Genomic DNA, 24,336 nt, shown 5'->3' with positions numbered 1-24,336 from the left:
AGATAGCCTTTGCCGATGAGCTGGGAAAAAGAGATCGACGAACTCGGGCAGCGCCGCGCGATGGCCGAGAAGATGGGCGGGGAAGAAAAGGTCGCGCGGCAGCATGGCCGCGGCAAGATGGATGCGCGGGCGCGGCTTGCGGGCATCGTCGATGCGGGCAGCTTTCGCGAGATCGGCAAGATCGCGGGACGCGGGACATATGGCGCCGATGGCGAACTCGAAGACCTCGCCGCAAGCAACTTCATTTTCGGGCGCGCGAACATCGACGGCCGGCCGGTCGTCGCCTCGGCCGACGATTTCACCGTGCGCGGCGGCGCGGCCGATGCGGCGCTGCACCGGAAATTCGTCCAGTGCGAGGCGATGGCGCATGAATATCGCCTGCCGCTGATCCGCATGATCGACGGCACCGGCGGCGGCGGGTCGGTCAAGACGCTGGAGGATATGGGCTATACCTATATCCCGCATGTGCCGGGGTGGCATGAGATCATCGCCAACCTCGACACGGTGCCGGTGGTCGCGCTGGCACTCGGGCCGACCGCAGGGCTCGGCGCCGCGCGGGTGGTGGCGAGCCATTACAGCATCATGGTGCGCGGGCTGTCACAGCTGTTCGCGGCGGGGCCGGCGGTCGCGGCGGCGATCGGCGACACCTTGGACCGCGAGGAGCTGGGCGGGACCGACGTGCATACGCGCAACGGCGTCGTCGACGACGAGGTCGCGAGCGAGGCCGAGGCTTTTGCGGCGGCGCGGCGGTTCCTGTCGTACCTGCCGTCGTCGATCCATGATCGGGCTTTGCGGACAGCGTGCAGCGACCCGGTCGACCGGCGCGAGGAGAGCTTGCTGTCGGTCGTGCCGCGCGAAGCCAAGCAGGTCTATTCGATGCGGCGCATTACGGCTGCGGTGTTCGATCAGGGCAGCTTCTTCGAAATGGGAGCGCGTTGGGGGCGGGCGGTGATCACCGCCTTTGCGCGGCTCGACGGCTATCCGGTCGCGGTGCTGGCGAGCGATCCGACGTATCTCGGCGGGTCGTGGGATGCCAAGACGAGCGAGAAGGCCGAGCGCTTCGTGAAGATGGCCGACCAGTTCCGCCTGCCGATCGTCCATCTCGTCGACAATCCGGGCTTCATGATCGGAGGCGAGGCCGAGCGGACGGGGACGATCCGTTACGGGGTGCAGGCGATGAACGCCATCTACCGCGCGACGATGCCGCTGGCGTCGGTGGTCGTGAGGCGGGCGTACGGGATTGCAGGAAGCGCGATGTCGAACGCCGAGCGCTTCCAGTACCGCTTCGCCTGGCCGTCGGGCGATTGGGGCAGCCTGCCGATCGAGGGCGGGGTCGAGGTCGCGTACAAGAGCGAGCTGGAGGCGGCCGACGATCCAGCGGCGCATCTGGAAGCGATCAGGGAGCGATTGAACCGCGTGCGCTCGCCGTTCCGGACGGCGGAGAAATTCGGAGTTGAGGACATCATCGACCCGCGCGATACGCGGCCGTTGCTGTGCGAGTTTGCCGAATTGGCGTGGCGGGTGTTGAAATAGCCCCTTTTTCGTCATTCCGGCGAAGGCCGGAATCTCGACCTTGCGTTCCGGACGGGACGGTGAGAACCGGGCCTCCGCCGGGATGACGGAAGTGGGGAGAGGGGCAGCATGACCACGCAACGCCATTACGGCATGGACTGGCTGCGGATCGGGGCGTTTGCGCTGCTGATCCTCTATCATATCGGCATGTATTTCGTGCCTTGGGGCTGGCATGTGAAGATCGCCGAGCCGCTGGACTGGGTGGCGATCCCGATGCTGGCGACGAACGGCTGGCGGCTGGCGTTGCTGTTCCTCGTTTCAGGCTATGCGAGCGCCGCGCTGTTCGCGAAGCTGGGCGGTAGCGGCGCCTTTGCTCGATCGCGGAGCGCGCGGTTGCTGGTTCCGCTGCTCTTTGCCGTGGTCTTCATCATCCCGCCGCAGCCATGGATCGATCTGGCGGGGCAGCATGGCTATCGCCATGGCTTCCTCCATTTCTGGCTACACGATTATTTCGGTTTTCAATTCATCGACGGTATCGCGCTGCCGACGTGGCAGCATCTGTGGTTCGTCGTCTATCTGTGGGTTTACACGATGCTTGCGGCGCTGGTGATCGCGGTCATCCCCGGAGACGTTCGCGCGCGGATGTCGGACGGCGCGGCGCGGCTGCTTCGCGGGTGGGGTTTCATCATCGTGCCGATGCTGTTGTGGATCGCGATTTACGCCGCTTTCCCCGATCATGACGAGACGCATGCGCTGTTCGACGACGGGCCGTCGCATCTCCACTATCTGGTCGCTTTCACCGTGGGCTGGTTGCTGCGCGTGCGGCCTATCTTGTTCGAGGCGGTGGCGCATGGCTGGAAAGTCGCCGCGGCGCTGGCGATGCTTGCCTTCCTGCCCATCGCCTCGGTCGAATGGACCTGGCCCGGCGACATGCGTGCGCCCGGCTGGGCGATCCTGATATATCATCTGGCGCGGCAGGTGCAGGGCTGGGCGACGATCGTAGCGCTGGTCGGGATCGCAGACGCCTATTGGAACCGCGACCATCCCAAGCGCGCGATGCTCGCCGAGGCGGTGTTTCCCTTTTACATCATCCACCAGACGATCATCGTCGTCGTCGGCTGGTATCTGCTGCAAGCAGGGGTGACGGCGCTGCCGTCCTTCCTGATCCTGATCGCGGCGACGACGCTCGGATGCTGGCTTTTCTACTGGATCGGGCGCAACATCGACTGGCTGCGGCCGCTGATCGGATTGCAGCGCAAATAGGGGGAGAGCGGACATGGGGGCGATAAAGGGCATCTTGGTGATCGTCGGAGTCGCCGCCGTTATGGTGGGCAGTCTGTTTATGTTCCAGGGTCTGGGCATCGTCCGCTGGCCGTCGACCAGTTTCATGATCGATGATCGGGCTTGGGTAGGATATGGCTCACTGGTCGTGCTCGCAGGAGGCGTACTCTTGTTTCTAGCAAACCGACCGCCGAAATCCTGAAGACTACAAATGTAGTTGATCTGTATTGTCAATATGATACACCTCTGTCGGCCGGGGCTGGATTGGAGATGAGGATGATTCGTTCTTCGCGTATTTTGCCTGCGTTGCTGCTCGCTGCCGGGATGGCAGTTGCGCCGATATTGGCGCCCCCGCCCGCCTATGCGGCGGACGAGGCGAGCGCCGATGGCATTGCCGAAAAATATGCGGCGTTGCTTGAGCGCGACTATGTCTATCCCGAGACGGGCAAACGCTATGCCGCCGCGATCCGCGCGGGCATTGCGGCGGGGCGGTACAAGGCGCTCTCCGGCCCGGCGCTGGGTGAGGCGATCGATGCCGATGTGAATGCCGTCGCACCCGACGGCCATCTGCGGCTGCGCGCGCCCGAAACGGCGGGCGCACCGGCAGCGACGGCTCCGGGCAGCGCGGCGCCAGTGCGCCGGCCGCCCAAGGTGCCCGTCGAGCAGGCGGGGTGGATCGCACCGGGAATCGCTTTTGTGCGTTTCAACGTCTTTCCGATGGACGCGGCGGTCACCGCGCAGGCCGAGAAGTTCATGGCCGACCATGCCGATGCCAAGGCGATCATTTTCGATATCCGCACGCATAATGGCGGCGGGCTCGACCAGATGGACGTCATCTTTCCGTGGTTGTTCGCCGAGCCGACGCGGCTGGTGACGATGGCGACGCGCGCCTCGGTCGATGCGCGCGGCGGGTCGCCGATCGACGGGCTGGCCTCGATGCGGTTGGTAAAGGGCGATGCGGGCATGGTGGCGCGCGAACATTGGGCGACGCCGAACGCCGACACGCGGCTGCGCGATGCCAAAATCTATGTGCTGACGTCGGGCGCGACCGCGTCGGCGGCCGAGCATTTCTCGCTCGCGATGAAGCATACGGGGCGCGGCGTGCTTGTGGGCGCGCCGACCGCGGGCGCCAATCATTTCGGGACCGGCGAGGATCTGGGCGGCGGCTATGGCGCCTTCATCCCGGTCGGGCGCACCTATGACCCCAAGACCGGCAAGGATTGGGAAGGCGACGGGGTGCAGCCCGATATCGCGGTGGCGCCCGCCGATGCGCTGGTGCGCGTGCTCACCGATCTCGGCGTGGCGCCGGCGGAAGCGAAGACGCTGTCCGACGCGCACATGCCGAGTTGGCCGATGGAGCGGCGGCGGCCAAAGCCGAAAGGCTGACCGCCGCGCGCGTCCTATTTTCCGAGTGCGAAGCTCGTCGACGACAGGAATTTCCAGTCGGTGCCGCTGCGCACCAGCGTTTCGACGATCCCCTCCTTGCCCCAGTCGGGCTTGTCAGTGCCGCGCTGGGTGACGATCGTCAGCGCGTAGGTGACGACCGCGGTATTGCCGCTGAGCGAGATCGATTGCGGGGCTAGCTCATATTGGATGACCTTGCCCTGCGTGGTCTGGAACTTGGTCCAGCGTACTGCCGAATCCTTGCCGCGCGGCGCCGCAAATTCCGCCGACCACACCACCATTTGCGGGTCGGCGTAGTTGGCAGGCCATTTGCCGTTCTGCGCGACATCGTCGACCCAGCTTTGCTGGACGATTTTCCATGCCTCGGTCTGCTCGGCCGACCAGGTCGGCATCTGGGCGCTGGCGACGGGCGCCGCTGCCATAACGAAAAGGGCCGCCGAAGCGGCGAACAATATTCTGTTCATGCTATTTCCCCTGTTGTCGCCGGCTCCCGTTGAGGGAGCCCGACTCGCTTGGAAAGGCGCGGCCCGGCGGCAGGAAAGCATGATTCGGGGGGCGTCGCAAACGGCGGTTTCGGCCCGCTGTAATCGTTCGGGATTATCCGGCCCGGCGGTCAGGCGGCGCCCGCAAGACGGGCCAGTGCATCGCCATCGACGCGCATCACCGTCCACTCGTCCATCAGCTTGGCGCCGAGGCCCTTGTAAAAGCCGATGGCCGGGTCGTTCCAGTCGAGCACGCTCCATTCGAGCCGCGCGCAATCGCGCTCCGTGCAAAGCTTGGCGAGATGCGCGAGCAGCGCCTTGCCGAGCCCCGAGCCGCGCGCCTCGGGGCGGACGAACAGGTCTTCGAGATAGATGCCGGGACGCCCCTCGAAGGTCGAGAAATTGTGGAAGAAGAGCGCGAAGCCCTGTGGCGTGCCATCGATCTCGCCGATCACGACCTCGGCATAGGGGCGGGGACCGAAGAGCTTTTCGCCGAGCTTTGCCTCGTCGAAGCGGACCTCGTGCGCGAGCTTTTCATAGTCGGCTAGGTCACGGATGAACTGAGCAATCAGCGGCAGGTCGGCGGGCGCAGCGGGGCGGATGGCGAGGGTCATGCCAGCGATCTGTGGGGTCGCGCGCGTGCTGTCAACTTTCGACCGATTGCGGACGCCCCGTTTCTAATACTTCGTCATTCCCGCGAAAGCGGGAACCTAGGGCTAGGCCAGCCGACGATCGCTCTGGGTCCCCGCTTTCGCGGGGATGACGAAAATGGGGATGGCAGCTCACCGCACCAAAGCAGACGTCCGCGCCCGCAAAGGATATCCGTGTTTACGCCGCCTTGCCGTGCAGCGTGTCCATGCTCACCGAACTGCCCGCGTCGATTTCGGCCGCCTTGGCTTCGACGAGCTTCACGATGTGCTGGATCATGTCGGCGTCCTCGACATGGTGGTCGGTGACGCCCGACAGGAAAACCATATGCTTGCCGTTGCCGCCGCCGGTGATGCCGATGTCGGTCTCGCGCGCCTCGCCGGGGCCGTTGACGACGCAGCCGAGGACCGAGAGCGACATCGGGGTCTTGATGTGGCTGAGCGCGTCTTCGAGCGCCTGCACGGTGCGGATGACGTCGAAGCCCTGGCGCGCGCAACTGGGGCACGAGACGACGCGGACGCCGCGGGTGCGCAGACCCAGCGACTTCAGGATTTCATAGCCGACGCGAACTTCCTCTTCGGGTTCGGCCGAAAGCGAGACGCGGATCGTGTCGCCGATGCCCGCCCAGAGGAGGTTGCCGATGCCGAGCGCCGATTTGACGGTGCCGCCGATCAGCCCGCCGGCTTCGGTAATGCCGAGGTGGAGCGGGCAGTCGACTGCGTCGGCAAGCTGCGCATAGGCGGCGACCGCGAGGAAGACGTCGCTCGCCTTTACCGCGACCTTATATTCGTGGAAATCATGGTCCTGGAGCAACTTGATATGGTCGAGCGCGCTTTCGACGAGCGCCTCGGGGCAGGGTTCGCCATATTTTTCGAGCAGGTCTTTTTCGAGGCTGCCGGCGTTCACGCCGATCCGGATCGCGCAGCCGTTCGCCTTGGCGGCACGGATGACCTCGCCGACGCGCTCGCTGCTGCCGATGTTGCCGGGGTTGATACGCAGGCACGCGGCGCCGGCGTCGGCGGCTTCCAAAGCGCGCTTATAGTGGAAATGAATGTCGGCGATGATCGGGATGCGCGCCGCGCGGACGATCTTTTCCAATGCGGCGGTCGATTCGACGTCGGGGCACGAGACGCGGATCAGGTCGGCGCCGGCTTCCTCGCAGCGACGAATCTGGTCGATCGTTGCCACAGCATCGCTGGTCAGCGTGTTCGTCATCGTCTGGACGCTGATCGGCGCGCCGCCGCCGACGGGAACGGCGCCGACCATGATCTGACGCGATGTGCGCCGCGCAATGTCGCGCCAGGGGCGCAGGCCGGGATTGTGATCGCTCATGGTTGCGGGCTCGACAAGAAGGGGAGAGATGCGCGCTCTTTAGCCGTCCGGGCGCGGCTTGGCAAAGCACAAGCGGCTGTTGCTCGAAAGTCACAGTCTGATGCGGATTCGTCATTTTGCGTAATTTTCGTTTGTGCATTGCAGCAAAATCGGCAACTTCAGGCGTGTTCGTCGTTACAGGCCCGTACGAAGAGGCGTGAACACGCAACGGCAGGCTGGGACGATCCGTGTTTTTGTTAGGGGGATCACCCATGAAGTTTCTTACCAAAGCGTGTTTCGGCATGCTGCTCGCCGCGTCGGCCATGTCGACGCCCGCCTTCGCCCAGGAAGAAGAAGCCAGCGGCCCGTTCTCGCTTTCGGGCGGCATCGCGGTCACGTCGGACTATCGCTTCCGCGGCATTTCGCTGTCGAACGAGAAGGTCGCCGTCCAGCCGACGCTGACGGTCAGCCATGAAAGCGGACTCTACGCCGGCGTCTGGGGCTCGTCGCTTCCCGACAGCGATGCCTATGGCAAGTTCGAACTCGACCTTTACGCGGGTTTCAACACCGAAGTCGCCTCGGGCACGACGGTCGACCTTGGCGTCACCTATTACACCTATCCCGGCAGCGACGACGGCGGCGCGCCGACCGATTATTTCGAAGGCATCGGCAAGCTGTCGCACGACATCGGCCCCGTCTCGGTCACCGGCATGGTCGCTTATGCGCCGAAGCAGAATTCGCTCGGCGATGACGACAATATCTATCTGAACCTCGGCGCCGGTTTCGGCGTGCCGAATACCCCGCTGACGCTGACCGCGGGCATCGGCTATAATGACGGTTCGCTCGGCCTTGTGTCGCCCGACGGCAAATATGTCGACTGGTCGATCGGCGCCTCGGTCCCTGCCGGCCCGCTCACCTTCTCGGTGCAGTATATCGACACCGACGTCAAAAAATCGGGCATCAAGGAACTCGACACGCTTTACGATCCAACCGTGGTCTTTACGCTGGGTGCATCTTTCTGATCGCCTAGCGGGTCAGCGACCACGCACTAAGGGGGCGGCTTCGGGGGAGGCCGCCCCCTTTTTCGTGCACGTTGTGCCCAGGGGCGCCCTGACGCAACGTGCTTGACGATGGCGATGAACCGTGCAAATTCGTCGACCAGTTGAAGCGGCGAAGGTGATCCCCCATGACTCAAAGCGTTTCGGTTCCTCCCATTCCGTCCGCGCGAAGCGAACGAAGTCCCGGTGTCAAGCTGGTCATTGCGGTGCTGATCGCGGTCGCGCTCATGGTCCCCCTCCTCATGATTTACGGCCTGCTCTGGGATCGTCAGCAGCAGGCCGAGACCGCGCAGGCCTCGATCGGGCAGGGCTGGGGCGGGCAACAGACGATCGCGGGGCCGGTGATCGTCATCCCCTATCGCGCGACCGAAACCACCACAGTTACCGAAAATGGCAAGGACGTCACGCGGACGGTGAACACGATCCGCAACCTCTATCTGTCGCCGAAAACAAACAAGGCCGATGTCGTCATCAAGCCCGAAAAGCGGAAGAAGGCGATTTACGAGACGGTCGTTTATGAAAGCCAGATTGCAGGCAGCGCCGATTTCGTCCTGCCCGCCGACATCGCGCGCTTTGGCGTCGCGCGCGAGGCGCTGATGCTCGATCGGGCCGAGGTGCGTTTGGGCATCAGCGACGCGCGCGGGCTGGTCGACGGCAACAGCGTCGCGGTCAACGGAACCCCGCTCGCGCTGCAGCCCGGCAAGGGGCTGCTCTCGACCGGCAATTCAGGCACCTTCGCGTTCGTCGACTGGACCGCGGCCACGCCGCTGAAGGTCGATTACAAGATCGGCGTGCGTGGGCTGGGCGATTTCAAACTGATCCCGCGCGGGGTCGACACACGCTGGACGGTCAAGTCGAGCTGGCCGAATCCGAGCTTCGGCGGCGATTTCCTGCCCGCGAAGCGCGACGTGACGGCAAGCGGCTTTACCGCGACCTATGCGATCCCGAACCTCGCATTGGGGCAGGCGCAAGTGCTGACCGGCGACCTGTCGCCGCCGGTGGCGACCGCTTATGGTCGGCGCGATGCCTATATGGAAGCGCCCGTTGCGGTTGCGTCGAACGACGTGAACACGGCCGAAGCGTCGGGCGGCACCGCAAAAGCGGTCGCGATCAGCCTGATCGAACCCGTCGACCTGTACAGCCAGGTCGACCGCAGCATCAAATATGGCTTTCTGTTCATCGGCTTCACCTTCGTCGCTTTCCTGATGTTCGACATCATCGCGGGCGCGCGAGTGGCAGCGGCGGAGTATCTGCTGACCGGCATCGCACTGGTGCTGTTCTTCGTGCTGCTGCTTGCCTTTGCCGAGGTGATCGGGTTCACCTTCGCCTATATGCTGGCGTCGGCGGCGATCATCGGATTGCTCGCTTTCTATAGCGCGGCGGTGCTGGGGAGCTGGAAGCGCGCGCGTTTTCTCGCGGCGATGCTGATCGGGCTTTATGCGTTGCTCTATGTGCTGCTCAACCTTGAGGCTTACTCGCTGCTGATCGGGTCGGTGCTGATGTTCTTCGCCCTTGCCGGGGTGATGTACATGACGCGCGGCATCGACTGGGGCGGGATCGGCAAGAAGGGCGAGCCGGTGGCGGCGTAATGGCCGACCTTCAATTGGTGTGTCCCCGCGAAGGCGGGGACACATCTCCGAACGGCTCTAAATCGTACCGGCAGGCGATGGGCCCGCGCTTTCGCGGGGGTACATTTTTTTAGCGTGTTACCGCCAACGCAAATTATCGGGGCCGAGATCCGCAAGGGTCCTGGCCCCCATCAATTTCATGCCCCTCTCCATCTCGGCGCGGAGCAGGGCGATCGCGCGCGCGACGCCATCCTCGCCCGCCGCGGCGAGCGCATAGAGATAGAGGCGCCCGCCCGAACAGGCCTTGGCGCCGACCGACAGCGCCTTCAATACATGCGTACCGCGCGTGATGCCGCCGTCGCAGATGACTTCGACCTTGTCCCCGACCGCATCGACGATGGCGGCAAGCGCGTCGAAGGGGGCGATGCTGCCGTCGAGCTGGCGCCCGCCGTGGTTCGACACCATGACCGCCGTCGCGCCGATATCGACGGCGCGCTTGGCATCCTCGACCGCGACGATCCCTTTCAGGCAAAAGGGGCCGTCCCATTTCTTGCGGATCGCCTCGGCGCGTTTCCAGTCGAGGCTCTGGTCGAGCATCGAGGTGAAATATTCGGCGACCGACTTGGGCACGCTCGACCCTTCGGACACATGCGTCGCAAGGTTGGGCAGGCTGAACTTTTCGCGGAGCATATAGTTGAGCCCCCAGCCGGGCTTCGCGGCGTAGCTCAGCATGTTCGACGCGGTGAAGCGCGGCGGCGAGGTGAAGCCCGAGCGCAGGCAGCGTTCGCGGTTTCCCCCGACAATCGTATCGACCGTCAGCGCGACGGCGTCGAACTTCGCATCGCGCGCGGCGTCGAGCATCGCCTGGTTGAGCCCCTCGTCATGGTGGACATAGAGCTGGAAGAGCTTGGGGCCGGTGGTCAGTGCGCCCGCCTCGGCAAGACTGACCGTCGCGAGGCTCGATATGCCCGCGACGGTCCCCGCGTTCGCGGCGGCGCGAAGGACGGCGCGCTCGCCCTGCCAGTGGAACAGGCGCTGGAGTGCGGTCGGCGAGAGGAAGAGCGGCATCGCCATTTCGCGACCGAACAGCGTCGTTTTCATATCGACGCTTTCGACCCCGGCGAGCACGCGCGGGATGAGGTCGCAATCGTCGAAGGCGGCGCGGTTGCGGCGGCGGGTGACTTCGTCGTCGGCGGCGCCGTCGATATAGTCGAACACCGGCCACGGCAGGCGGCGCTTCGCGAGCGCGCGGAAATCGTCGATATTGTGGCAGTCGGTGAGTTTCATTTCCTACTTATCCGTTCGTGTCTCGACTTCGCTCGACACGAACGGGAATAGAGGTTCGCGCCCGACATCAGAACACCGTCCGCGCCGCCACGGTCCCCTTGGTCGCGAAGCTGAAGCGCGGTTCGACCGCCAGATCCTTGTCGAGGATATGCGCCGCGACGCGCTTGCCGACCGCAGGGCCGTTCTTGAACCCGTGGCCCGATCCGCCGCCGACGAGCCACACGCGTTCCTGACCGGGGAAACGGTCGATGAGGTAGTCGCCGTTCGAGCTATTCTCATATTGGCAGACGCGCCCGCCGATCAGCGGCGCATTGGCTAGGCCGGGGAAGCGGCGTGCGACATAGGCGCGCGCCTCCGCAATGCCCTCGGCAGTCAGCGTGCGCTCCATCGTATCGGGATCGATCACCGGCCCGTGGCGGTCGATCGCGATCTTGAAGCCCGCTCCCTCAAGGTCGGGGATTCCATAGAAAATCCCGTTGTTGCTGTTGTCGGCCCACACTGGAAGTTCGGGCGGGGCGAAGCGTGTGTCGCCCTGCGGCGCGCCGAAATGATAGACTTCCTGCCGCGTCGCGACGATCTTGTGCATCAGTTGTTGCGGGAAAAGTTCGGCGAGCCAGGGGCCCGCACAATAGACGAGATGGTCGGCGGTGCCGCCGTCGGGAAGCGTGTGCTTCTTGACCCGCTTTGAAAAAAGCGGCGCGGGCATGACGACGCGCTCGACCTCGATCTGCGCGTCGGCGATGACCTCCTGCACCCCGCGCCCGGCGATCAGCGCGCCGGTCTCGGTTTCGAGGATGCCGGTTTCGCCCTGATAGAATTGGATCTGGCGGCACTTTTCCTGCAGCCAGCGGACGTCGCCATGTTCGTGGGCGACGCGGTTTGCCTGCAGCCAGGCAAGCGACTGCGCGGTATAGGCGTCGCCTTGCGGTGCGAACCAGAGGACGCCGGTGTTGTGAAAGATCGGCGCGCTTGCCGTGTCCGAGAGGTCTTTCCAATATTTGAGCGAGTCGCGCGCCATCTCCGAATAGATGGTGTCGGCACCGTACCCCATGCGGATAACGCGGCTTTCGCCGCCCGACGAAGCGCGCGCATGGCCCGCGCCATAGGCGTCGAACAGCCGCACGCTCTTGCCCGCGCGAAGCAGATGCCATGCGGTCCACGCGCCGAACACGCCCGCGCCGATGATCGCGACATCGACATGCTGGATCTTGGGTTTGGCCGGTTTGCGCTTCTTGGGTTTGCGTTCCTTGCGCTCGGCCGCGGCGGCCGCCGCGGCGACGGGCAATGCCGCGAGTCCGGTGAGCAGCGCGCGGCGGGTCGGCGTGTCAGCGGCCAACGGTCGCGCCCTCACTCTTCTTGTAATAGCGATAGCCGCCGATCCAGGTTTCGAGCGGGGTCATGCGGCGGATTTCGTCGGGGCTCGCGAGCATCGGATCGGTGTCGACGATCAGGAAGTCGGCGCGCATTCCGGGCATCAGCGTGCCGATGCGATCTTCGGCAAAACCGGCAAAGGCTGCGGTGCGCGTGAAGCCGTCAAGCGCGGTTTCGCGCGTCACGATTTCCTCGGGACGCCAGCCGCCGAAGGGTTCCCCCTTGTCATCGGTGCGCGAGATCGCGGCGGCGATGCCGGGGAAGGGGTTGGCGCTTTCAACCGGCACGTCGGAGCCGAAGGCGAGGCGGACGCCGGCATTTTCGAGGCTGCGCCACGCGTAAGCACCCTTGAGGCGATCGGGGCCGAGACGGGCTTCGGCCATCACGCGGTCGCTCGTCTGGTGGACGGGCTGCATCGACGCGATGACCTTGAGCGTCGCGAAGCGCGGGATGTCGACGGGATCAATGATCTGCGCGTGTTCGATGCGCCAGCGGCGCTCGCCGGGCAGGTCGGCGGTGAGGTCGGTGATCGCGTCGAGCGCCTCGGCATTGGCTGCGTCGCCGATCGCGTGGATCGCGACCTGGAACTTGTCCATCGACGCGCGGACCATCTTGTTGCGGAGCTGCGCGGGGGTGAGCAAAGGCAGACCCTTCTGCCCCGGCGCGTCGCTGTACGGCGCCTTCAGCCACGCGCCGCGCGAACCCAGCGCGCCGTCGAGATAGAGCTTCACCCCGACCATGCGGAGGCGGTCGTCATAGAGCCAGGGCGTCGGTTCGGACCCGGCGATGATCGCCATATTGTCGATATCGCCGCCATAGGAGAGGATGCGCACCGCGAGCTGTTTCTTGTCGCCGGCGCGGCGATAGGATTGCCATTCTTCGATCGTCGTTCCCATGTCGGCGATCGCCGTGATCCCCTGTTCGAGCAGTTTCTGCTGCGCGAGATAGAGCGCACGGTCGAGGTCGCGCGCGAGCGGCTTGGGCTTGGCGCTGTTGACCAGCGCCATCGCGGCGTCGACGAAAACGCCGCTCGGTTTCCCGCCCTCCATTTCGATACGGCCGCCTTCGGGCGACTTGCTCGCAGGGGTGATCTTCGCTGCGGTCATCGCTGCCGTGTTCGCCCAACCGGCGTGGCCGTCGACGCGTTCGAGCCAGACGGGGCGGTTCGGCACCGCGGCGTCGAGGTCGGCAGCGGTCGGGAAGCGGCCGAGGCCCCATTTTTCCTGATTCCAGCCCGACCCGATGATCCACGGCATTTCGGGATTTTCGGCGGCATATTTGCGGATCGCCGCTTGCGCTTCGGCAAGGCTGTTGGTGCCGCTGAGGTCGAGCAGCATCAGCTGGAAGCCGAGGCCCATGACATGGCCGTGCGCGTCGATCAGGCCGGGGATCAGGGTCTTGCCCTGGCCGTCCTGTTTGAAATCGGGCCGCTCGGGGCGCTTGTCCTTGCGACCGAGCAGCTGCTTGACCTTGCCCTGCGTGTCGATAACGAGCCCGGTGAAGCGGATGAGCTTACCGTCCTTGTCGAGCGTGATGCCGTTGACATTGTCGACGAGCGTGTCGGCGTGCGCGGGGGCGGCGGCGAGGGTGAGCGCGAGGGCGGTCAAGGTCAGGCGCTTCATCATGATATATTTCACCGGGGCAACCTTGTGACGAGCGAGCTGGTGTCCTTGCGCCCACCGCCGGCCTTTTGCACATCGGCGTAAAATTGGTCGACGAGGCTCGCGACCGGCAGCGTCGCGCCGTTGACGCGCGCTTCGTCGAGCGCGAGGCCCAGATCCTTGCGCATCCAGTCGACGGCAAAGCCGAAATCGAATTCGTCCTTCGCCATCGTCCCCCAGCGGTTGAGCATCTGCCAGCTTGCCGCGGCGCCGCCCGAGACGGCTTCGAACACCTTGTCGGTGTCGAGCTTCGACGCTTGCGCGAAACGCAGGGCTTCGGACAGACCCTGAATCACCCCGGCGATCGCGATCTGGTTGGCCATCTTGGTCGTCTGCCCCGCGCCGGGTCCGCCGATATGGACCATGCGCGCGGCATAGGCCTGCATCACCGGTTCGGCCGCGGCGAAGGCGGCCATGGTGCCGCCGCACATGATCGACAGCGTGCCATTCTGTGCGCCCGCCTCACCGCCCGAAACGGGGGCGTCGAGGCAGAGCAGGCCTAGCCCGTCGGCCTCGACCGACAGCTGGCGCGCGATGCGCGCGGAGACGGTCGTGTGGTCGATGAACAGCGCGCCCCGCTTCATCGCCTTGAACGCGCCGTCGCGGCCGAGCGTGACCTGCGCCAGATCGTCGTCGTTGCCGACACAGGTGAGGACGACATCGGCGTCCCGGGCCGCGTCGGCCGGGGTCGATGCCCCGGTGCCGCCGTGTTGCGCGACCCAGGCGTCGGCCTTGGCGCGCGTGCGGTTATAAACGGTGAGCTGATGGCCCGCCCGGACGAGGTGGCCCGCCATCGGTCCGCCCATGACGCCGGTTCCGATGAAGCTGATGCGCAATTTTTGTTCGCTCATGGCCAAGTCCATAACCATGGTTTGCGCGGCGCGCCAGATAGGCTAGTGCGCTTGCCGTTATGACAGATCAACTCACCCTCACCTCCGCCGCCGATTTACCGGCGATCACATTGGACGATGTGCGCGCGGCGGCGGGGCGAATTAACGGCGCGGTCGTGCGGACGCCGACCCTCCATTCGCAGACTTTGTCCGAAATGGTCGGCGCCGAAGTGTGGCTGAAGTTCGAAAATCTGCAATTCACCGCCGCGTACAAAGAACGCGGCGCATTGAACGCCTTGTTGCTGATGGACCCCGAACAACGCGCGCGCGGCGTGATCGCGGCATCGGCGGGCAATCATGCGCAGGGACTCGCCTATCATGGCAAGCGCCTCGGCGTGCCCGTCACCATCGTGATGCCGAGCACGACGCCGCAGGTGAAGGTGTCGCAGACCGCGAGCCACGGCGCGACGATCGTGCTGTTCGGCGAAAAGTTCGATGACGCCTATGCCCATGCGCGCGAGCTGGAAAAGGAACGCGGGCTGACCTTCGTCCATCCCTTCGACCATCCCCATGTGGCGGCAGGGCAAGGGACTGTCGCGCTCGAAATGCTTGAGGATGTGCCTGAGCTCGACACGCTGATCGTGCCGATCGGCGGCGGCGGGCTGCTCGCGGGCATGGGCACCGCGGCGCGCGGGATCAAGAATGACATGCGCCTCGTCGGCGTGCAAGCCGAGCTCTATCCGTCGATGTATGCCGAATTGAACGGCGTCGACATGGCGTGCGAGGGCGACACGCTCGCCGAAGGTATCGCGGTCAAGGAGCCGGGGAGCTATACGCGCAAGCTCGTGGCCGAACTCAACGACGACATCGTGCTTGTCGCCGAGCGGCATCTTGAACGCGCGGTCAGCCTACTGCTCCAGATCGAAAAGACGGTGGTCGAGGGCGCCGGCGCCGCGGGACTCGCGGCGATGCTCGCGCACCCCGAGGAGTTTGCCGGGCGCAAAGTCGGGCTGGTGCTGACCGGCGGCAATATCGACACGCGGCTGCTCGCGAATGTACTGCTGCGCGACCTCGCGCGGTCGGGGCGCATCGCGCGGCTGCGCATCCGGCTACAGGACCGTCCCGGCGCGCTGTTCAAGGTGATGAAGCTGTTTGACGAGAAACAGGTCAACATCATCGAAATCTATCACCAGCGCATTTTCACGACGCTGCCCGCGAAGGGGCTGATCACCGACATCGAATGCGAAGCGCGCGACCGCGAGCATCTCGACAGCCTTGTCGCGGCGCTTCGCGATGCGGGCTATATGGTGACCACCGTCGAGCTGGCATGAGGGAATTTACCCTCGACCTCGTCGCGACGCCCGAGAGCATCGACGAGCTGGGGCATGTCAACAATGCGGTGTGGGTCCAGTGGATCCAGCAGGTCGCGACCGGCCATTGGGACGCCGCAGCGCCGCAGGCGCACAAAGACGCCTATATCTGGGTCGTGGTGCGGCACGAGGTCGATTACCTCCGCGCGCTCGGCCCCGGCGAGACGGTGACCGCGCGGACATGGGTCGCCGACAAGCCGCAGGGCGCGAAGTTCGACCGTTTCATGGAATTCACCGGCGAGGACGGCAAGGTGCATGTGCGCGCGCGGACGGTGTGGGCGCTGCTTGACAAGGCGAGCGGCCGGCCGCTGCGCGTAACGGACGAAATTGTGGCGCCTTTTCTGGCGAGGAACTGATCGGCTGGTTCAATAGACAATCGGCGTCTTCCCTTTTATTATTCGCCAAGGATATTTGAGGGAGGGGCTAAGGATGGCGATCTCTTCATTACCGCAACTCGACCGGTTTTTCCTGACCGACGCGGGTCTGGAAACCGATATTTTATTCAACAAGGGCATCGACTTGCCGCTTTTCTCGTCCGTGACCTTGTTCACGTCCGACGAAGGCGTCGATGTGCTCGAAGCCTATTATCGGGGCTTCCTCGATCTTGCGCGGGCGAAGGGCACCGGCCTCATCCTCGAGAGCGCGACGTGGCGGGCGGGCCCCGATTGGGCCGAACCGCTCGGCTTTACGTTGGCAGAACTCGACGGGCTGAACGGCGCGGCGATTGAATTGCTCCGCGGATTGCGCGCCGAATATGCCGATGTGCCGGTGGTAGTCAGCGGCTGCATCGGCCCACGCGGCGACGGTTATGATCCGGGGAAGATCATGTCTGCCGACGAGGCGCAGGCCTATCATGCCCATCAGGCGGGCGTGCTTGCGGCTGCGGGCGTAGATATGCTCGCGGCGATCACGATGACGAATGTTCCCGAAGCGGTCGGCGTGACGAATGCGGCGAAGGCGCTGGGGCTGCCGGTCGCAATCAGTTTTACCGTCGAGACCGACGGGCGGTTGCCGACGGGCGAAGGGCTGGGTGATGCGATCGCGGCGGTAGACGCGGCGACGGGCAATTACCCGGCCTATTATATGGTCAACTGCGCGCATCCGACGCATTTCGATGCGGTGCTGGACGACGGCGCCGCGTGGACTGCGCGGATCGGCGGGGTGCGCGCGAACGCGTCGTGCCTCAGCCACGCCGAACTCGATGTGATGACCGAACTCGACATCGGCGATCCGGCCGATCTGGCCGCGCGGCATCGTTCGCTGATCGACCGCTTTCCGCAGATCAAGGTCCTCGGCGGCTGTTGCGGCACCGATTTGCGGCACGTGACGGCGATCGCCGAGGCCTGCATAAAGTAGCGCGGTTGCCAGCGGCGGAGGGCTTCGTCGATGCGCTGGTGATGGTCCGGGTGCTCTGACTATTCCTTGATGCGTTCGCTCAGTGGCTTGTCGGCCAGGGCGTTGAGCGCCTTCAATATCGCGCCGTGGACGTCGCCGACCTCTTCGAAGAGCGCGCGATAAACCTCGCTTATTCGCACGCTGTAGGCGTCGATGCGGGCGAGCTGGTCGCGGCCCGCGTCGGTTAGCCGGAAGATCTTGCGCCGCGCGTCCGCGGGGTCGGCGTGTTGGGTGATGAGGCCGAGGCGGAGCAGCGCGGGGCATTTCTGGACGACCAGCTGGTGCGATTGGCCGAGCGCGCGGGCAAGGTCGGCGGCCGATGCTTCGCCTGCATCCACCAGCGCGGTGAGCAGCGAGCAGGACCGCACGGGGACGGTGATGCCGGCTTCGTCGAACAGCGGCCGCGTCTGTTCCTCGATCCGCTGGCTCAGCGCTTCGCTGAGGCGGCCGAGGAAGGTGATGTCGTCGAGATCGGTCGAGATGTCAGTCGAGGCGGGCATAGGTCAGGGTCGTTCCGTCGCGGTCGATGCGTTCGAGCGCGACCACCTTGCCGCCTTTACGCATGATGCGAAAGCGGAAGTCGCGCACGCCTTCAAGTTCGAGCAGGTCGCCGGCGAGCGGTGCGAGCGTCAGCCGCAGTCGTTCGCGCCAAGTGTAGAGCAATTTGCCGTCGATAAGGTCGATGCGACGTCCCTCGTAGCGACCGGCGATCGCCTTGAGCGCGGCGGTGGTCGGTTGCGGGCGCGATGCGAGCATCGGGGCGAACCAGTCGGCGTCGGCCTGTTTCGCCGGATCGGCCTTGGCAAGATCGGCGAGCGCGAGGCGGTGCGCGACGGTCAGGGCGTCGGCCGACGGGACCTGATGGTCGGGTGTAACACCCTGTCCCTCGAAATCGCCGCGATCGACGGGGTCGCGGATCTGGCCGATCGGCACCTGCACGAAAAAATCGGTGCCGACGGGCTTGCGGTCGACCGGGTGCGCGCCGCCCGCGGTGCGTTCGCCGACCAAGGTCGCGCGGCCCAGTTTCTTGAGCGTGTAGGCGAACCATTCGGCGGCAGAAAAACTGGTCGAGCCGGTGAGGACATAGACGGGCTTCCCGGTGAGCCGCTTCGCGGGCAGCGCGGGAAGCACCCATTGGCCGCGCTCAACGCGGCGGCCGTCGAGCGTGTAATAATAATCGAACAGCTCCTGATCCTTGTCGCCCGGAAAGAGCTGGCTTGCGAGCAATTGCGCCATCTCGAGATAGCCGCCGTTGTTATAGCGCAGGTCGTAGATCACCGCGTCGCCATTTTCGATGAAGCGCATCGCGGCGGCGGCGGCGTCATAGCCGGGTTCGGGGTCGGCAAAATGCGTCAGGTCGACATAGGCGATGTTGCCGTCGAGGTAGCGCAGAGCCGCAAAGCCGAAATTTTTCCGTAGCTCTTCGCGCCGTTCCGCTTCGCGCCGCGCGGCGGCGCGGGCAGGGTCTTGCTTCGCGGCATAATCGGCGACCCATTCGGGATCGACCCCGACCGCGAAATGCAGGTCGCCCGATGCGGCGATCAGGTCGTCGGTCAATTCGCTCGCGAGTGTGGGGCGGTCGTGCGCAGCGTCATAGTCGCCGGCGTCGAGATTGCGGCGCAGGGTCGCGGCGATGGTCTTGGCCTTGTCGGGGTAGACATAATTCGCCTCCAGCGTCTGGCCGAGCTGTTGGACGACGGCGCGCTTGTCGGCGGCGGAGAGCGGCGCTTCGTCCGCTGCGGCAGCTGGCGCCAGCCAAAGGGTCGTGGCGATGAGAATGAGGGGCCAGCGCTTGTTTTTCATCCGATTTCCTGCCTGTCATGCGATTCGTACAATATATTGCGCAATATATTGTATTTATGCCCGACGCAAGCGCGCAGCGACGATCGAGGCGGCGCGAAGCGCAGGAGCCATTGGTGGCTGTCGGGTATCAGGAACAGAACAGGTCGATATGGGGTGGGGAGTGGACGTTTGCTCCTCCCTGTGGCGAAGCCATGGGGAGGGGCACCGCTCGCCCAGCGAGTGGTGGAAGGGCCGCAACGTCGGCGGCATTAGCCCCTCCGTCAGCGCTTCGCGCTGCCACCTCCCCATGGCTTCGCCACTGGGAGGATTTACGGCCGCCCCGGTCAAAACCCGCCCTCACGCATAACCCACCCATCCGCGCCAGGTAAAGGCGGCGTAAAATTGCTCGACGCCGGTAAAACCCGCGGCGCGCAGAACCTCGACATCGGCTTCGGGACTCAGCATTGCGACATGGGTGGCGACGGCTTCGCGGCCCTTGGCAACCTGATCGGGTTCGCCGCCCGATGCGATGGCAAAAGCGGCGTAGCGGTCGAGCCAGCGGTCGCGCTCGCCCGGCTCTTGCGGGAAGCTGCCATGCGCGGCGACGAACGGGGCGCCGGGTTTGAGGCGGGCGCGGATTTCGGCGGCGGTGCGGATGCGTTCTTCGCGCTCGAGGAAATGGAGCGTGAGGAGGCAGGTCGCGCCGTCGAAGGGTCCGGCAGGCGCGTCGTCGATATAGCCTTCGATCAGGTCGGCGCGGTGCGCGTTCGCGCCCAAGACCTTGGCGGCCAGATCGAGCATCGGCCCCGCCGGGTCGACGCCGGTGAAGCGCCAGCCCGGATGCGCGTCGGCCATCGCCTTCATCTCGCTGCCGCCGCCCGCGCCGAGGACGAGGATATGCGCGTCCGCGGGCACGCGCTCGGCGAGCAGGAGGCCGGTCATGCGGTGGAGCCCGTCGAGTCCGGGGACGAAGCGGCGGGGCCCTTCGGTATAGCGCGCGACCGCTTCGGGGTCCTTGAAGCTGTCGAGGAAATGCTGGGCGCCTTCAGCCATGGATATGCTCCTGTGCGGTGGGGGAGAGGGAGCGCGCGGCCATGCGCGCGTGGAAATCGGCGGCGAGCTGCGCAAGCGTCACCTCGCCGAAGCGGGCGAGCAGCAGCGCCTCGGCTTCCTGGAAACTGGTATCGAGCGCGGCGTTGACAGCTTGCTCGACGAGACAGCCGGGCGCCTCGGTGCGGTTGGCCATCGCCATCAGGCCGGGGCGGCCGATCGCGTCATAGACGTCGCGCATCGTGATGTCGGCAAGGTCTCTCGCGATCGTCCAGCCGCCGCCGTGCCCCTTTTCGCTACGCACGAAGCCCGCATCGCGGAGTCCGCCGAGGATACGGCGGATGACAACGGGGTGCGTCTGCATCGCCTTTGCCAGCTGGTCCGAGGTCATCGGGGCGCGATGCTCGGCCATATGGAGGAGGACGTGGAGCACGCCCGAGAGTCGGCTGTCGCGTTTCATGTAACTTTAAATAGTGCGTGAAAGATTGCCGTCAAGCCGGGACTTGATCGGCGGACACGGCGCTGTTACGCCTACCCGCGATGACCAACGACCAATCCCTCCGATTCAAGGCGTATTGGCGCTCCTTTACATAGGAGCGGCATGGCATCACTGTGACCATCGCCGCCGTGTTCGGACAGGCGAATGGTTATCATCACACCACCAACCTCCGGTCACGGCGTGCGCTTTTTGAAGAAGACGCGACATGACCGATACCTTGCTTGCCCTGTCGACCGACCATTGCCGCATCACGCCGCTGTTTGCCGACGATGCGCGCGCATTGTCCGCGATCACCGACGAGACGGTGACGTCGCAGGTCCATTTCTTGGCCGCGCCCTTCACCGAGGCCGACGCCCGTGCGCTGATCGCGGGATCGGGCGGCGGCGACGTTTTCCATGCGGTGCGCGACGAACATGGCCTCGATCTCAACGGTGTGATCGGCGTCCACCGCCGCGCGGGACAGGAATATGAGATCGGTTACTGGTTTGCGGCGCGGGCGCGTGGGAAGGGCATTGCGACCGAGGCGGTGCGCGCGGTCGTCGATGCGCTCGCCTCATCACGGCCGGGCTGTTCGATCGTTGCCGAATGCCATCCCGATAATGACCGGTCGCGCGCGCTGCTGCGCCGCGTCGGCTTTGTGCCGACGGGTCTGATGGGGCGGCGGCCGGGTCGGATGCTGCTGTCGTGGCGCGCCGCGCCGGCCTATCGCATCGATGTGTGCTGAGCGGCGTCTTCGGGCGCGGCGCTCACCTCCTCGGTCAGCGCCTTGACGATCGCGGCGACCGAGGTGGGCGCATAGGCGAAGCCCATATGGCCGCAGTCGACCTCGACCTGCCGGTCGCTTTCGTGCGGCTGGCCGCGCGCGCTGCTCACCGCGACGACGCCATCATGCTTCGACCAGAGCGCGAAGGTCGGCATTTCGGGGCGCGGCGCGGGGTGGAAGTCGATCGGGGGATTGTCGACCGGGTGGCGCGCGACAAGGTGATAGAGGCGCCACGCGCGGTTCGCGCGGCGGCTGCCCGAAAAGGGCGAGCCCAAAGTGACGACGCGCGCAACCTTGTCCGGGTGATGCTTGGCATATTCGCGGGCATAGATACCGCCGAGGCTCCATCCGACGAGTGCGGGGGCATAGCCGGTGCGGTCTATGATCCACTGGACGCGGGTGTCGATGCGGTCGATGATGTCGGCCGTCGCGCCGCGGTTGAAGCCAAGACCCCAGGCGTAACAGCGAAAGCCCGACCGCCGGAGGTCGGCGCGCAGCGCCTTCGTCGCCCAATCGCCCGACAGGAAGCCCGGCAGCACCATCACCGGCGGATGCTCGCTGTCGGGATTGGGTTCGGGCGGCATCGGGCGGATGCGGCCGCCGATCGCGCGCGCAAGCGACCCGATCTCGCGCCACAGCAACGTCAGCGGCGGCAAGGCTTCGGGATCGGGAATACGCGCCGGCCATTCGGCGCGCCGGGTTAGGAAGCCGCGGATCATTGTCAGCCCTATATCAGAGTTTGTACCCCTGCGAAGGCAGGGGCCTATCTCCTGCCGATTCTAGGTTGCGCCCACCGGAGATGGGTCAGTATCGGGTTGGCCATGCCCGGCATGGCCAAGGATCGTCTGGGGGACGATCCGACCCCATGCTCCGTCGCGGGGACATGGCAATTTACGGCGATGGAAAAATCAGCGCTTCGGAACCAGCTTCACCAGTTTGCCGTCTTCGCCGTCGGTGAGCAGCCAAATCGAGCCGTCGTCGCGCACCTCGACTTCGCGGATGCGCTGGCCGAAATCCCAGCGGTCCGACTTGTGCAGCGTGTCGCCGTCGACGCCCATGCGGATCAGGCCTTCGCCTGACAGCGCGCCCATCAAGAGGCTGTTCTTCCAGCCCGGATACATGTCGCCGCCATACCAGACGAGCCCGGCGGGCGAGACCGAGGGATTCCACCACAATTTCGGCGCTGCGAATTCGGGGCGCGTCGGATGGTCGGGGATATCCTTGCCATCATAATGATCGCCGTTCGAGACGATCGGATAGCCATAATTGGCTTTGGCATCGACGAGGTTGACCTCGTCGCCGCCCTTTGGCCCCATTTCCTGGTTCCAGAGCTTTCCGGTGCCGTCGAAGGCGAGGCCGAGGATATTGCGATGGCCGAGCGACCAGATTTGCGCCGTTACCCCGCCCTGATCCGCGAAGGGGTTGTCGGTCGGCACGCTGCCGTCGGGATTGAGGCGGAGGATCTTGCCCAGATTGGCCTTCATGTCCTGCGCGGGATCGAACTTCTGGCGTTCGCCCGATCCGATGAAGAAATATTTACCGTCGGGCGAGAAGACGAGGCGATGCGAATAATGCCCCCGACCCTCGACTTTCGGATCCTGTTTCCAGATGATCTGGAGGCCTTCCAGCCGCGGCGAGGCCCCTTGGATCAGCTTCGCCTGGCCGACGACGGCGCCATAGGTTTTACCGGGACCGGCCTCGACCCAGCTCAAATAAATCGTGCCGCTGGTCGCAAAGTCGGGCGCGACGATGACGTCGCCGAAACCGCCCTGGCCGCCATAGGCCACCGCGGGTATACCCGCGACGTCCAGCGTCGGGCCGCTTTCCTGCCAGAGTTTGAGCTTCCCCGATTTCTCGGTGACCAGCGCGGCGCGCGTGCCGGGGACGAACGTCATCGCCCAGGGTTCGTTGAAGCTTGCGACCTCCTTGACCGTGAAGGGGGCGTCGGCGAGCGGGGTCGCGGGCTGCGCGCCCGATGCGTCGAGCTTGGCGGTGTCGGCAGGGGCGGCTTCGGTCGACGCGGGCGCGGCGGAGCAGGCGGCGACGACAAGCGCGGCGATCAGGGCAACATGCGGCAGATTTTTCATGCGGAAGCTCGCTTTGCTGGAGAAGGACGTGCCGTTCTGACGCGCCGATGCCGCAAAGTCGAGAGGCTTAGCGGCTCGCCGCCTCGCGCCGTGCGGTGATCGCCTCGACGCTGTCCATGATCGCGTCGACCGCTTCGCTCGCGGGCGGGGCATCGGCGCGCTTCTGCGAAAAATGGCCGCTGTTCATGATTTCTTCGAGCGCGGCGCGCGCGCGCGACACGCGGCTTTTCATCGTGCCGAGCGCGCAGTCGCAGATGCTCGCGGCTTCCTCGTACGACAGCCCGCCGGCGCCGACGAGAATCAGCGCCTCGCGCTGGTCTTGCGGCAATTCCATCAAGCCGCGTTGGAGGTCGGCCATCTCGCCGCTGTCTTCTTGGGCAGCGCGGGTCGACATGGTGCGTTCGACCGCGGTCTCGTCATATTCGCCGACGAACTTGTTGCGGCGCATCTGCGAGAGGAAGGTGTTGCGCAGGATAACGAAGGTCCACGCCTTGATCGAGGTGCCGCGCTCGAACCGTTCGCGCGAAGCCCACGCCTTGACCATCGTATCCTGCGTCAGATCGTCGGCAAGGTCCGGATTGCCCGACAGGCTGCGGCCATAGGCGCGCAGGTGGGGGATGACACCCGCGAGAAGCGTCTTGAATTCGCCGTCCGACAGGTTGTCGGCCTGCGGCTGCGAGGCAGCTGCGGTGGGTCCGGTCATTATTGCTTCGAACTTTTCTGATCGAGCTGGGAAAGAAGGTCGAGCATATTGTCGGGAAGGCGTTCGGCGACGATGTTGCCGTAAATCATGCGCAGCTTCGCGCTCACCGGCTCGGGCGCCTGCCGCCCGGTCAGCGTGCGGTGCCATTCGTCACCATTCGTGCCGGGAAAGCTTCCCCGCTGCCGATTCGACGCATCGGTAATCGGGTGCGGGGCACCCTTGCCGTCCGTCCTGTTGTTGCCTTGCGTAGCCATGCGGGAGCAACGAGGAAGAC

Annotated in this window: 25 protein-coding genes; 10 read left to right on the top strand and 15 right to left on the bottom strand. The window is 65.2% G+C overall.

Translation table 11 applies throughout. The annotated features are described in order from the left end of the window. Nucleotides 1-15 precede the first annotated feature (15 nt). The 4 genes from SKP52_RS16395 (at nt 16) to SKP52_RS16380 (ending at nt 4,179) form a co-directional block, all read left to right on the top strand. The gene (locus tag SKP52_RS16395) at nt 16-1,533 is read left to right on the top strand and encodes an acyl-CoA carboxylase subunit beta (RefSeq protein ID WP_039576477.1); all 1,518 of its coding nucleotides are present in this window, start codon (nt 16-18) and stop codon (nt 1,531-1,533) included. A 108-nt stretch (nt 1,534-1,641) separates the two neighbouring features. Beyond that, entirely contained in the window at nt 1,642-2,775 is a 1,134-nt protein-coding gene (locus tag SKP52_RS16390; RefSeq protein ID WP_039576475.1) for an acyltransferase family protein, read from the top strand. Between the two features lie 13 nt (nt 2,776-2,788). Continuing rightward, on the top strand, nt 2,789-2,995 hold the full coding sequence (locus tag SKP52_RS27070) for a hypothetical protein (RefSeq protein WP_039576472.1): 207 nt from the start codon (nt 2,789-2,791) through the stop codon (nt 2,993-2,995). A gap of 74 nt (nt 2,996-3,069) precedes the next feature. Beyond that, nucleotides 3,070-4,179 carry a S41 family peptidase gene (locus tag SKP52_RS16380; protein WP_039576469.1) on the top strand — a complete coding sequence of 370 codons (1,110 nt, stop codon included), beginning with the start codon at nt 3,070-3,072 and terminating at the stop codon, nt 4,177-4,179. A 14-nt stretch (nt 4,180-4,193) separates the two neighbouring features. Here the strand turns inward: SKP52_RS16380 and SKP52_RS16375 are convergent, their stop codons facing one another. The 3 genes from SKP52_RS16375 to ispG all read right to left on the bottom strand — a co-directional run bounded on the left by SKP52_RS16375 (nt 4,194) and on the right by ispG (nt 6,659). After that, nucleotides 4,194-4,661, bottom strand: a complete 468-nt coding sequence (locus SKP52_RS16375) for a nuclear transport factor 2 family protein (RefSeq protein WP_148309167.1) — start codon at nt 4,659-4,661, stop codon at nt 4,194-4,196. Nucleotides 4,662-4,810: 149 nt separating this feature from the next. Beyond that, nucleotides 4,811-5,293, bottom strand: coding sequence for a GNAT family N-acetyltransferase (locus SKP52_RS16370; RefSeq protein WP_039576465.1), 483 nt, complete (start codon nt 5,291-5,293; stop codon nt 4,811-4,813). Nucleotides 5,294-5,507: 214 nt separating this feature from the next. Further along, nucleotides 5,508-6,659 carry a flavodoxin-dependent (E)-4-hydroxy-3-methylbut-2-enyl-diphosphate synthase gene (gene ispG, locus SKP52_RS16365; protein ID WP_039576463.1) on the bottom strand — a complete coding sequence of 384 codons (1,152 nt, stop codon included), beginning with the start codon at nt 6,657-6,659 and terminating at the stop codon, nt 5,508-5,510. Between the two features lie 251 nt (nt 6,660-6,910). On the opposite strand from ispG, the gene SKP52_RS16360 reads away from it, so the two are divergent. After that, nucleotides 6,911-7,660, top strand: a complete 750-nt coding sequence (locus SKP52_RS16360; RefSeq protein WP_039576461.1) for a TorF family putative porin — start codon at nt 6,911-6,913, stop codon at nt 7,658-7,660. Between the two features lie 164 nt (nt 7,661-7,824). Further along, nucleotides 7,825-9,285: a cell envelope integrity protein CreD gene (gene creD / locus SKP52_RS16355; RefSeq protein WP_052208425.1), complete on the top strand. Its 1,461-nt coding sequence runs from the start codon at nt 7,825-7,827 to the stop codon at nt 9,283-9,285. 117 nt (nt 9,286-9,402) lie between these two features. Here the strand turns inward: creD and SKP52_RS16350 are convergent, their stop codons facing one another. The 4 genes from SKP52_RS16350 to SKP52_RS16335 form a co-directional block, all read right to left on the bottom strand. Beyond that, nucleotides 9,403-10,551, bottom strand: coding sequence for an alpha-hydroxy acid oxidase (locus SKP52_RS16350; protein WP_039576459.1), 1,149 nt, complete (start codon nt 10,549-10,551; stop codon nt 9,403-9,405). Between the two features lie 67 nt (nt 10,552-10,618). Further along, complete coding sequence (locus SKP52_RS16345) at nt 10,619-11,887, bottom strand: FAD-dependent oxidoreductase (RefSeq protein WP_039576457.1); 1,269 nt, start codon at nt 11,885-11,887, stop codon at nt 10,619-10,621. Beyond that, the gene (locus SKP52_RS16340; RefSeq protein WP_052208992.1) at nt 11,877-13,544 is read right to left on the bottom strand and encodes an amidohydrolase; all 1,668 of its coding nucleotides are present in this window, start codon (nt 13,542-13,544) and stop codon (nt 11,877-11,879) included. The genes SKP52_RS16345 and SKP52_RS16340 overlap by 11 nt, the downstream gene beginning before the upstream one ends. Before the next feature lie 11 nt (nt 13,545-13,555). Beyond that, complete coding sequence (locus SKP52_RS16335) at nt 13,556-14,434, bottom strand: NAD(P)-dependent oxidoreductase (protein WP_039581362.1); 879 nt, start codon at nt 14,432-14,434, stop codon at nt 13,556-13,558. Nucleotides 14,435-14,493: 59 nt separating this feature from the next. Between SKP52_RS16335 and SKP52_RS16330 the strand changes: the two genes are divergently transcribed. The 3 genes from SKP52_RS16330 to SKP52_RS16320 all read left to right on the top strand — a co-directional run bounded on the left by SKP52_RS16330 (nt 14,494) and on the right by SKP52_RS16320 (nt 17,139). Further along, on the top strand, nt 14,494-15,744 hold the full coding sequence (locus SKP52_RS16330; protein WP_039576455.1) for a threonine ammonia-lyase: 1,251 nt from the start codon (nt 14,494-14,496) through the stop codon (nt 15,742-15,744). Next, a complete protein-coding gene (locus tag SKP52_RS16325) occupies nt 15,741-16,139 on the top strand; it encodes an acyl-CoA thioesterase (RefSeq protein WP_039576453.1) in 399 nt (132 codons plus the stop codon). Before SKP52_RS16330 ends, SKP52_RS16325 begins: the two co-directional genes overlap by 4 nt. A 73-nt stretch (nt 16,140-16,212) precedes the next feature. Further along, a complete protein-coding gene (locus SKP52_RS16320; RefSeq protein ID WP_039576451.1) occupies nt 16,213-17,139 on the top strand; it encodes a homocysteine S-methyltransferase family protein in 927 nt (308 codons plus the stop codon). Between the two features lie 59 nt (nt 17,140-17,198). Here SKP52_RS16320 and SKP52_RS16315 read toward each other — a convergent pair whose 3' ends face one another. From SKP52_RS16315 to SKP52_RS16300, 4 genes are all read right to left on the bottom strand, one after another. Next, a complete protein-coding gene (locus SKP52_RS16315; RefSeq protein WP_052208423.1) occupies nt 17,199-17,678 on the bottom strand; it encodes a MarR family winged helix-turn-helix transcriptional regulator in 480 nt (159 codons plus the stop codon). Next, the gene (locus SKP52_RS16310; RefSeq protein WP_052208422.1) at nt 17,662-18,981 is read right to left on the bottom strand and encodes a S41 family peptidase; all 1,320 of its coding nucleotides are present in this window, start codon (nt 18,979-18,981) and stop codon (nt 17,662-17,664) included. The genes SKP52_RS16315 and SKP52_RS16310 overlap by 17 nt, the downstream gene beginning before the upstream one ends. Before the next feature lie 336 nt (nt 18,982-19,317). After that, complete coding sequence (locus tag SKP52_RS16305; protein ID WP_039576449.1) at nt 19,318-20,013, bottom strand: class I SAM-dependent methyltransferase; 696 nt, start codon at nt 20,011-20,013, stop codon at nt 19,318-19,320. Beyond that, on the bottom strand, nt 20,006-20,470 hold the full coding sequence (locus tag SKP52_RS16300; RefSeq protein ID WP_039576448.1) for an Rrf2 family transcriptional regulator: 465 nt from the start codon (nt 20,468-20,470) through the stop codon (nt 20,006-20,008). The genes SKP52_RS16305 and SKP52_RS16300 overlap by 8 nt, the downstream gene beginning before the upstream one ends. A gap of 244 nt (nt 20,471-20,714) precedes the next feature. Between SKP52_RS16300 and SKP52_RS16295 the strand changes: the two genes are divergently transcribed. After that, the gene (locus SKP52_RS16295) at nt 20,715-21,233 is read left to right on the top strand and encodes a GNAT family N-acetyltransferase (RefSeq protein ID WP_039576446.1); all 519 of its coding nucleotides are present in this window, start codon (nt 20,715-20,717) and stop codon (nt 21,231-21,233) included. Here the strand turns inward: SKP52_RS16295 and SKP52_RS16290 are convergent. From SKP52_RS16290 to SKP52_RS16275, 4 genes are all read right to left on the bottom strand, one after another. Then, on the bottom strand, nt 21,212-21,991 hold the full coding sequence (locus SKP52_RS16290; protein ID WP_039576443.1) for an esterase/lipase family protein: 780 nt from the start codon (nt 21,989-21,991) through the stop codon (nt 21,212-21,214). The two genes, SKP52_RS16295 and SKP52_RS16290, sit on opposite strands and share 22 nt — an antisense overlap. 189 nt (nt 21,992-22,180) lie before the next feature. Next, nucleotides 22,181-23,359, bottom strand: a complete 1,179-nt coding sequence (locus tag SKP52_RS16285; protein ID WP_039576441.1) for a PQQ-dependent sugar dehydrogenase — start codon at nt 23,357-23,359, stop codon at nt 22,181-22,183. Nucleotides 23,360-23,426: 67 nt separating this feature from the next. Then, nucleotides 23,427-24,062, bottom strand: a complete 636-nt coding sequence (locus SKP52_RS16280) for a sigma-70 family RNA polymerase sigma factor (RefSeq protein WP_039576439.1) — start codon at nt 24,060-24,062, stop codon at nt 23,427-23,429. Continuing rightward, nucleotides 24,062-24,316 carry a NepR family anti-sigma factor gene (locus tag SKP52_RS16275; protein WP_039576437.1) on the bottom strand — a complete coding sequence of 85 codons (255 nt, stop codon included), beginning with the start codon at nt 24,314-24,316 and terminating at the stop codon, nt 24,062-24,064. The genes SKP52_RS16280 and SKP52_RS16275 overlap by 1 nt, the downstream gene beginning before the upstream one ends. Between the last annotated feature and the right edge of the window lie 20 nt (nt 24,317-24,336).

Origin of the sequence: Sphingopyxis fribergensis (assembly GCF_000803645.1) — a bacterium.
Classification (GTDB): Bacteria; Pseudomonadota; Alphaproteobacteria; order Sphingomonadales; family Sphingomonadaceae; genus Sphingopyxis; species Sphingopyxis fribergensis.
The sequence above is the reverse complement of the archived record's forward strand: the minus strand, read 5'-3'. Positions and strand labels throughout refer to the sequence as shown.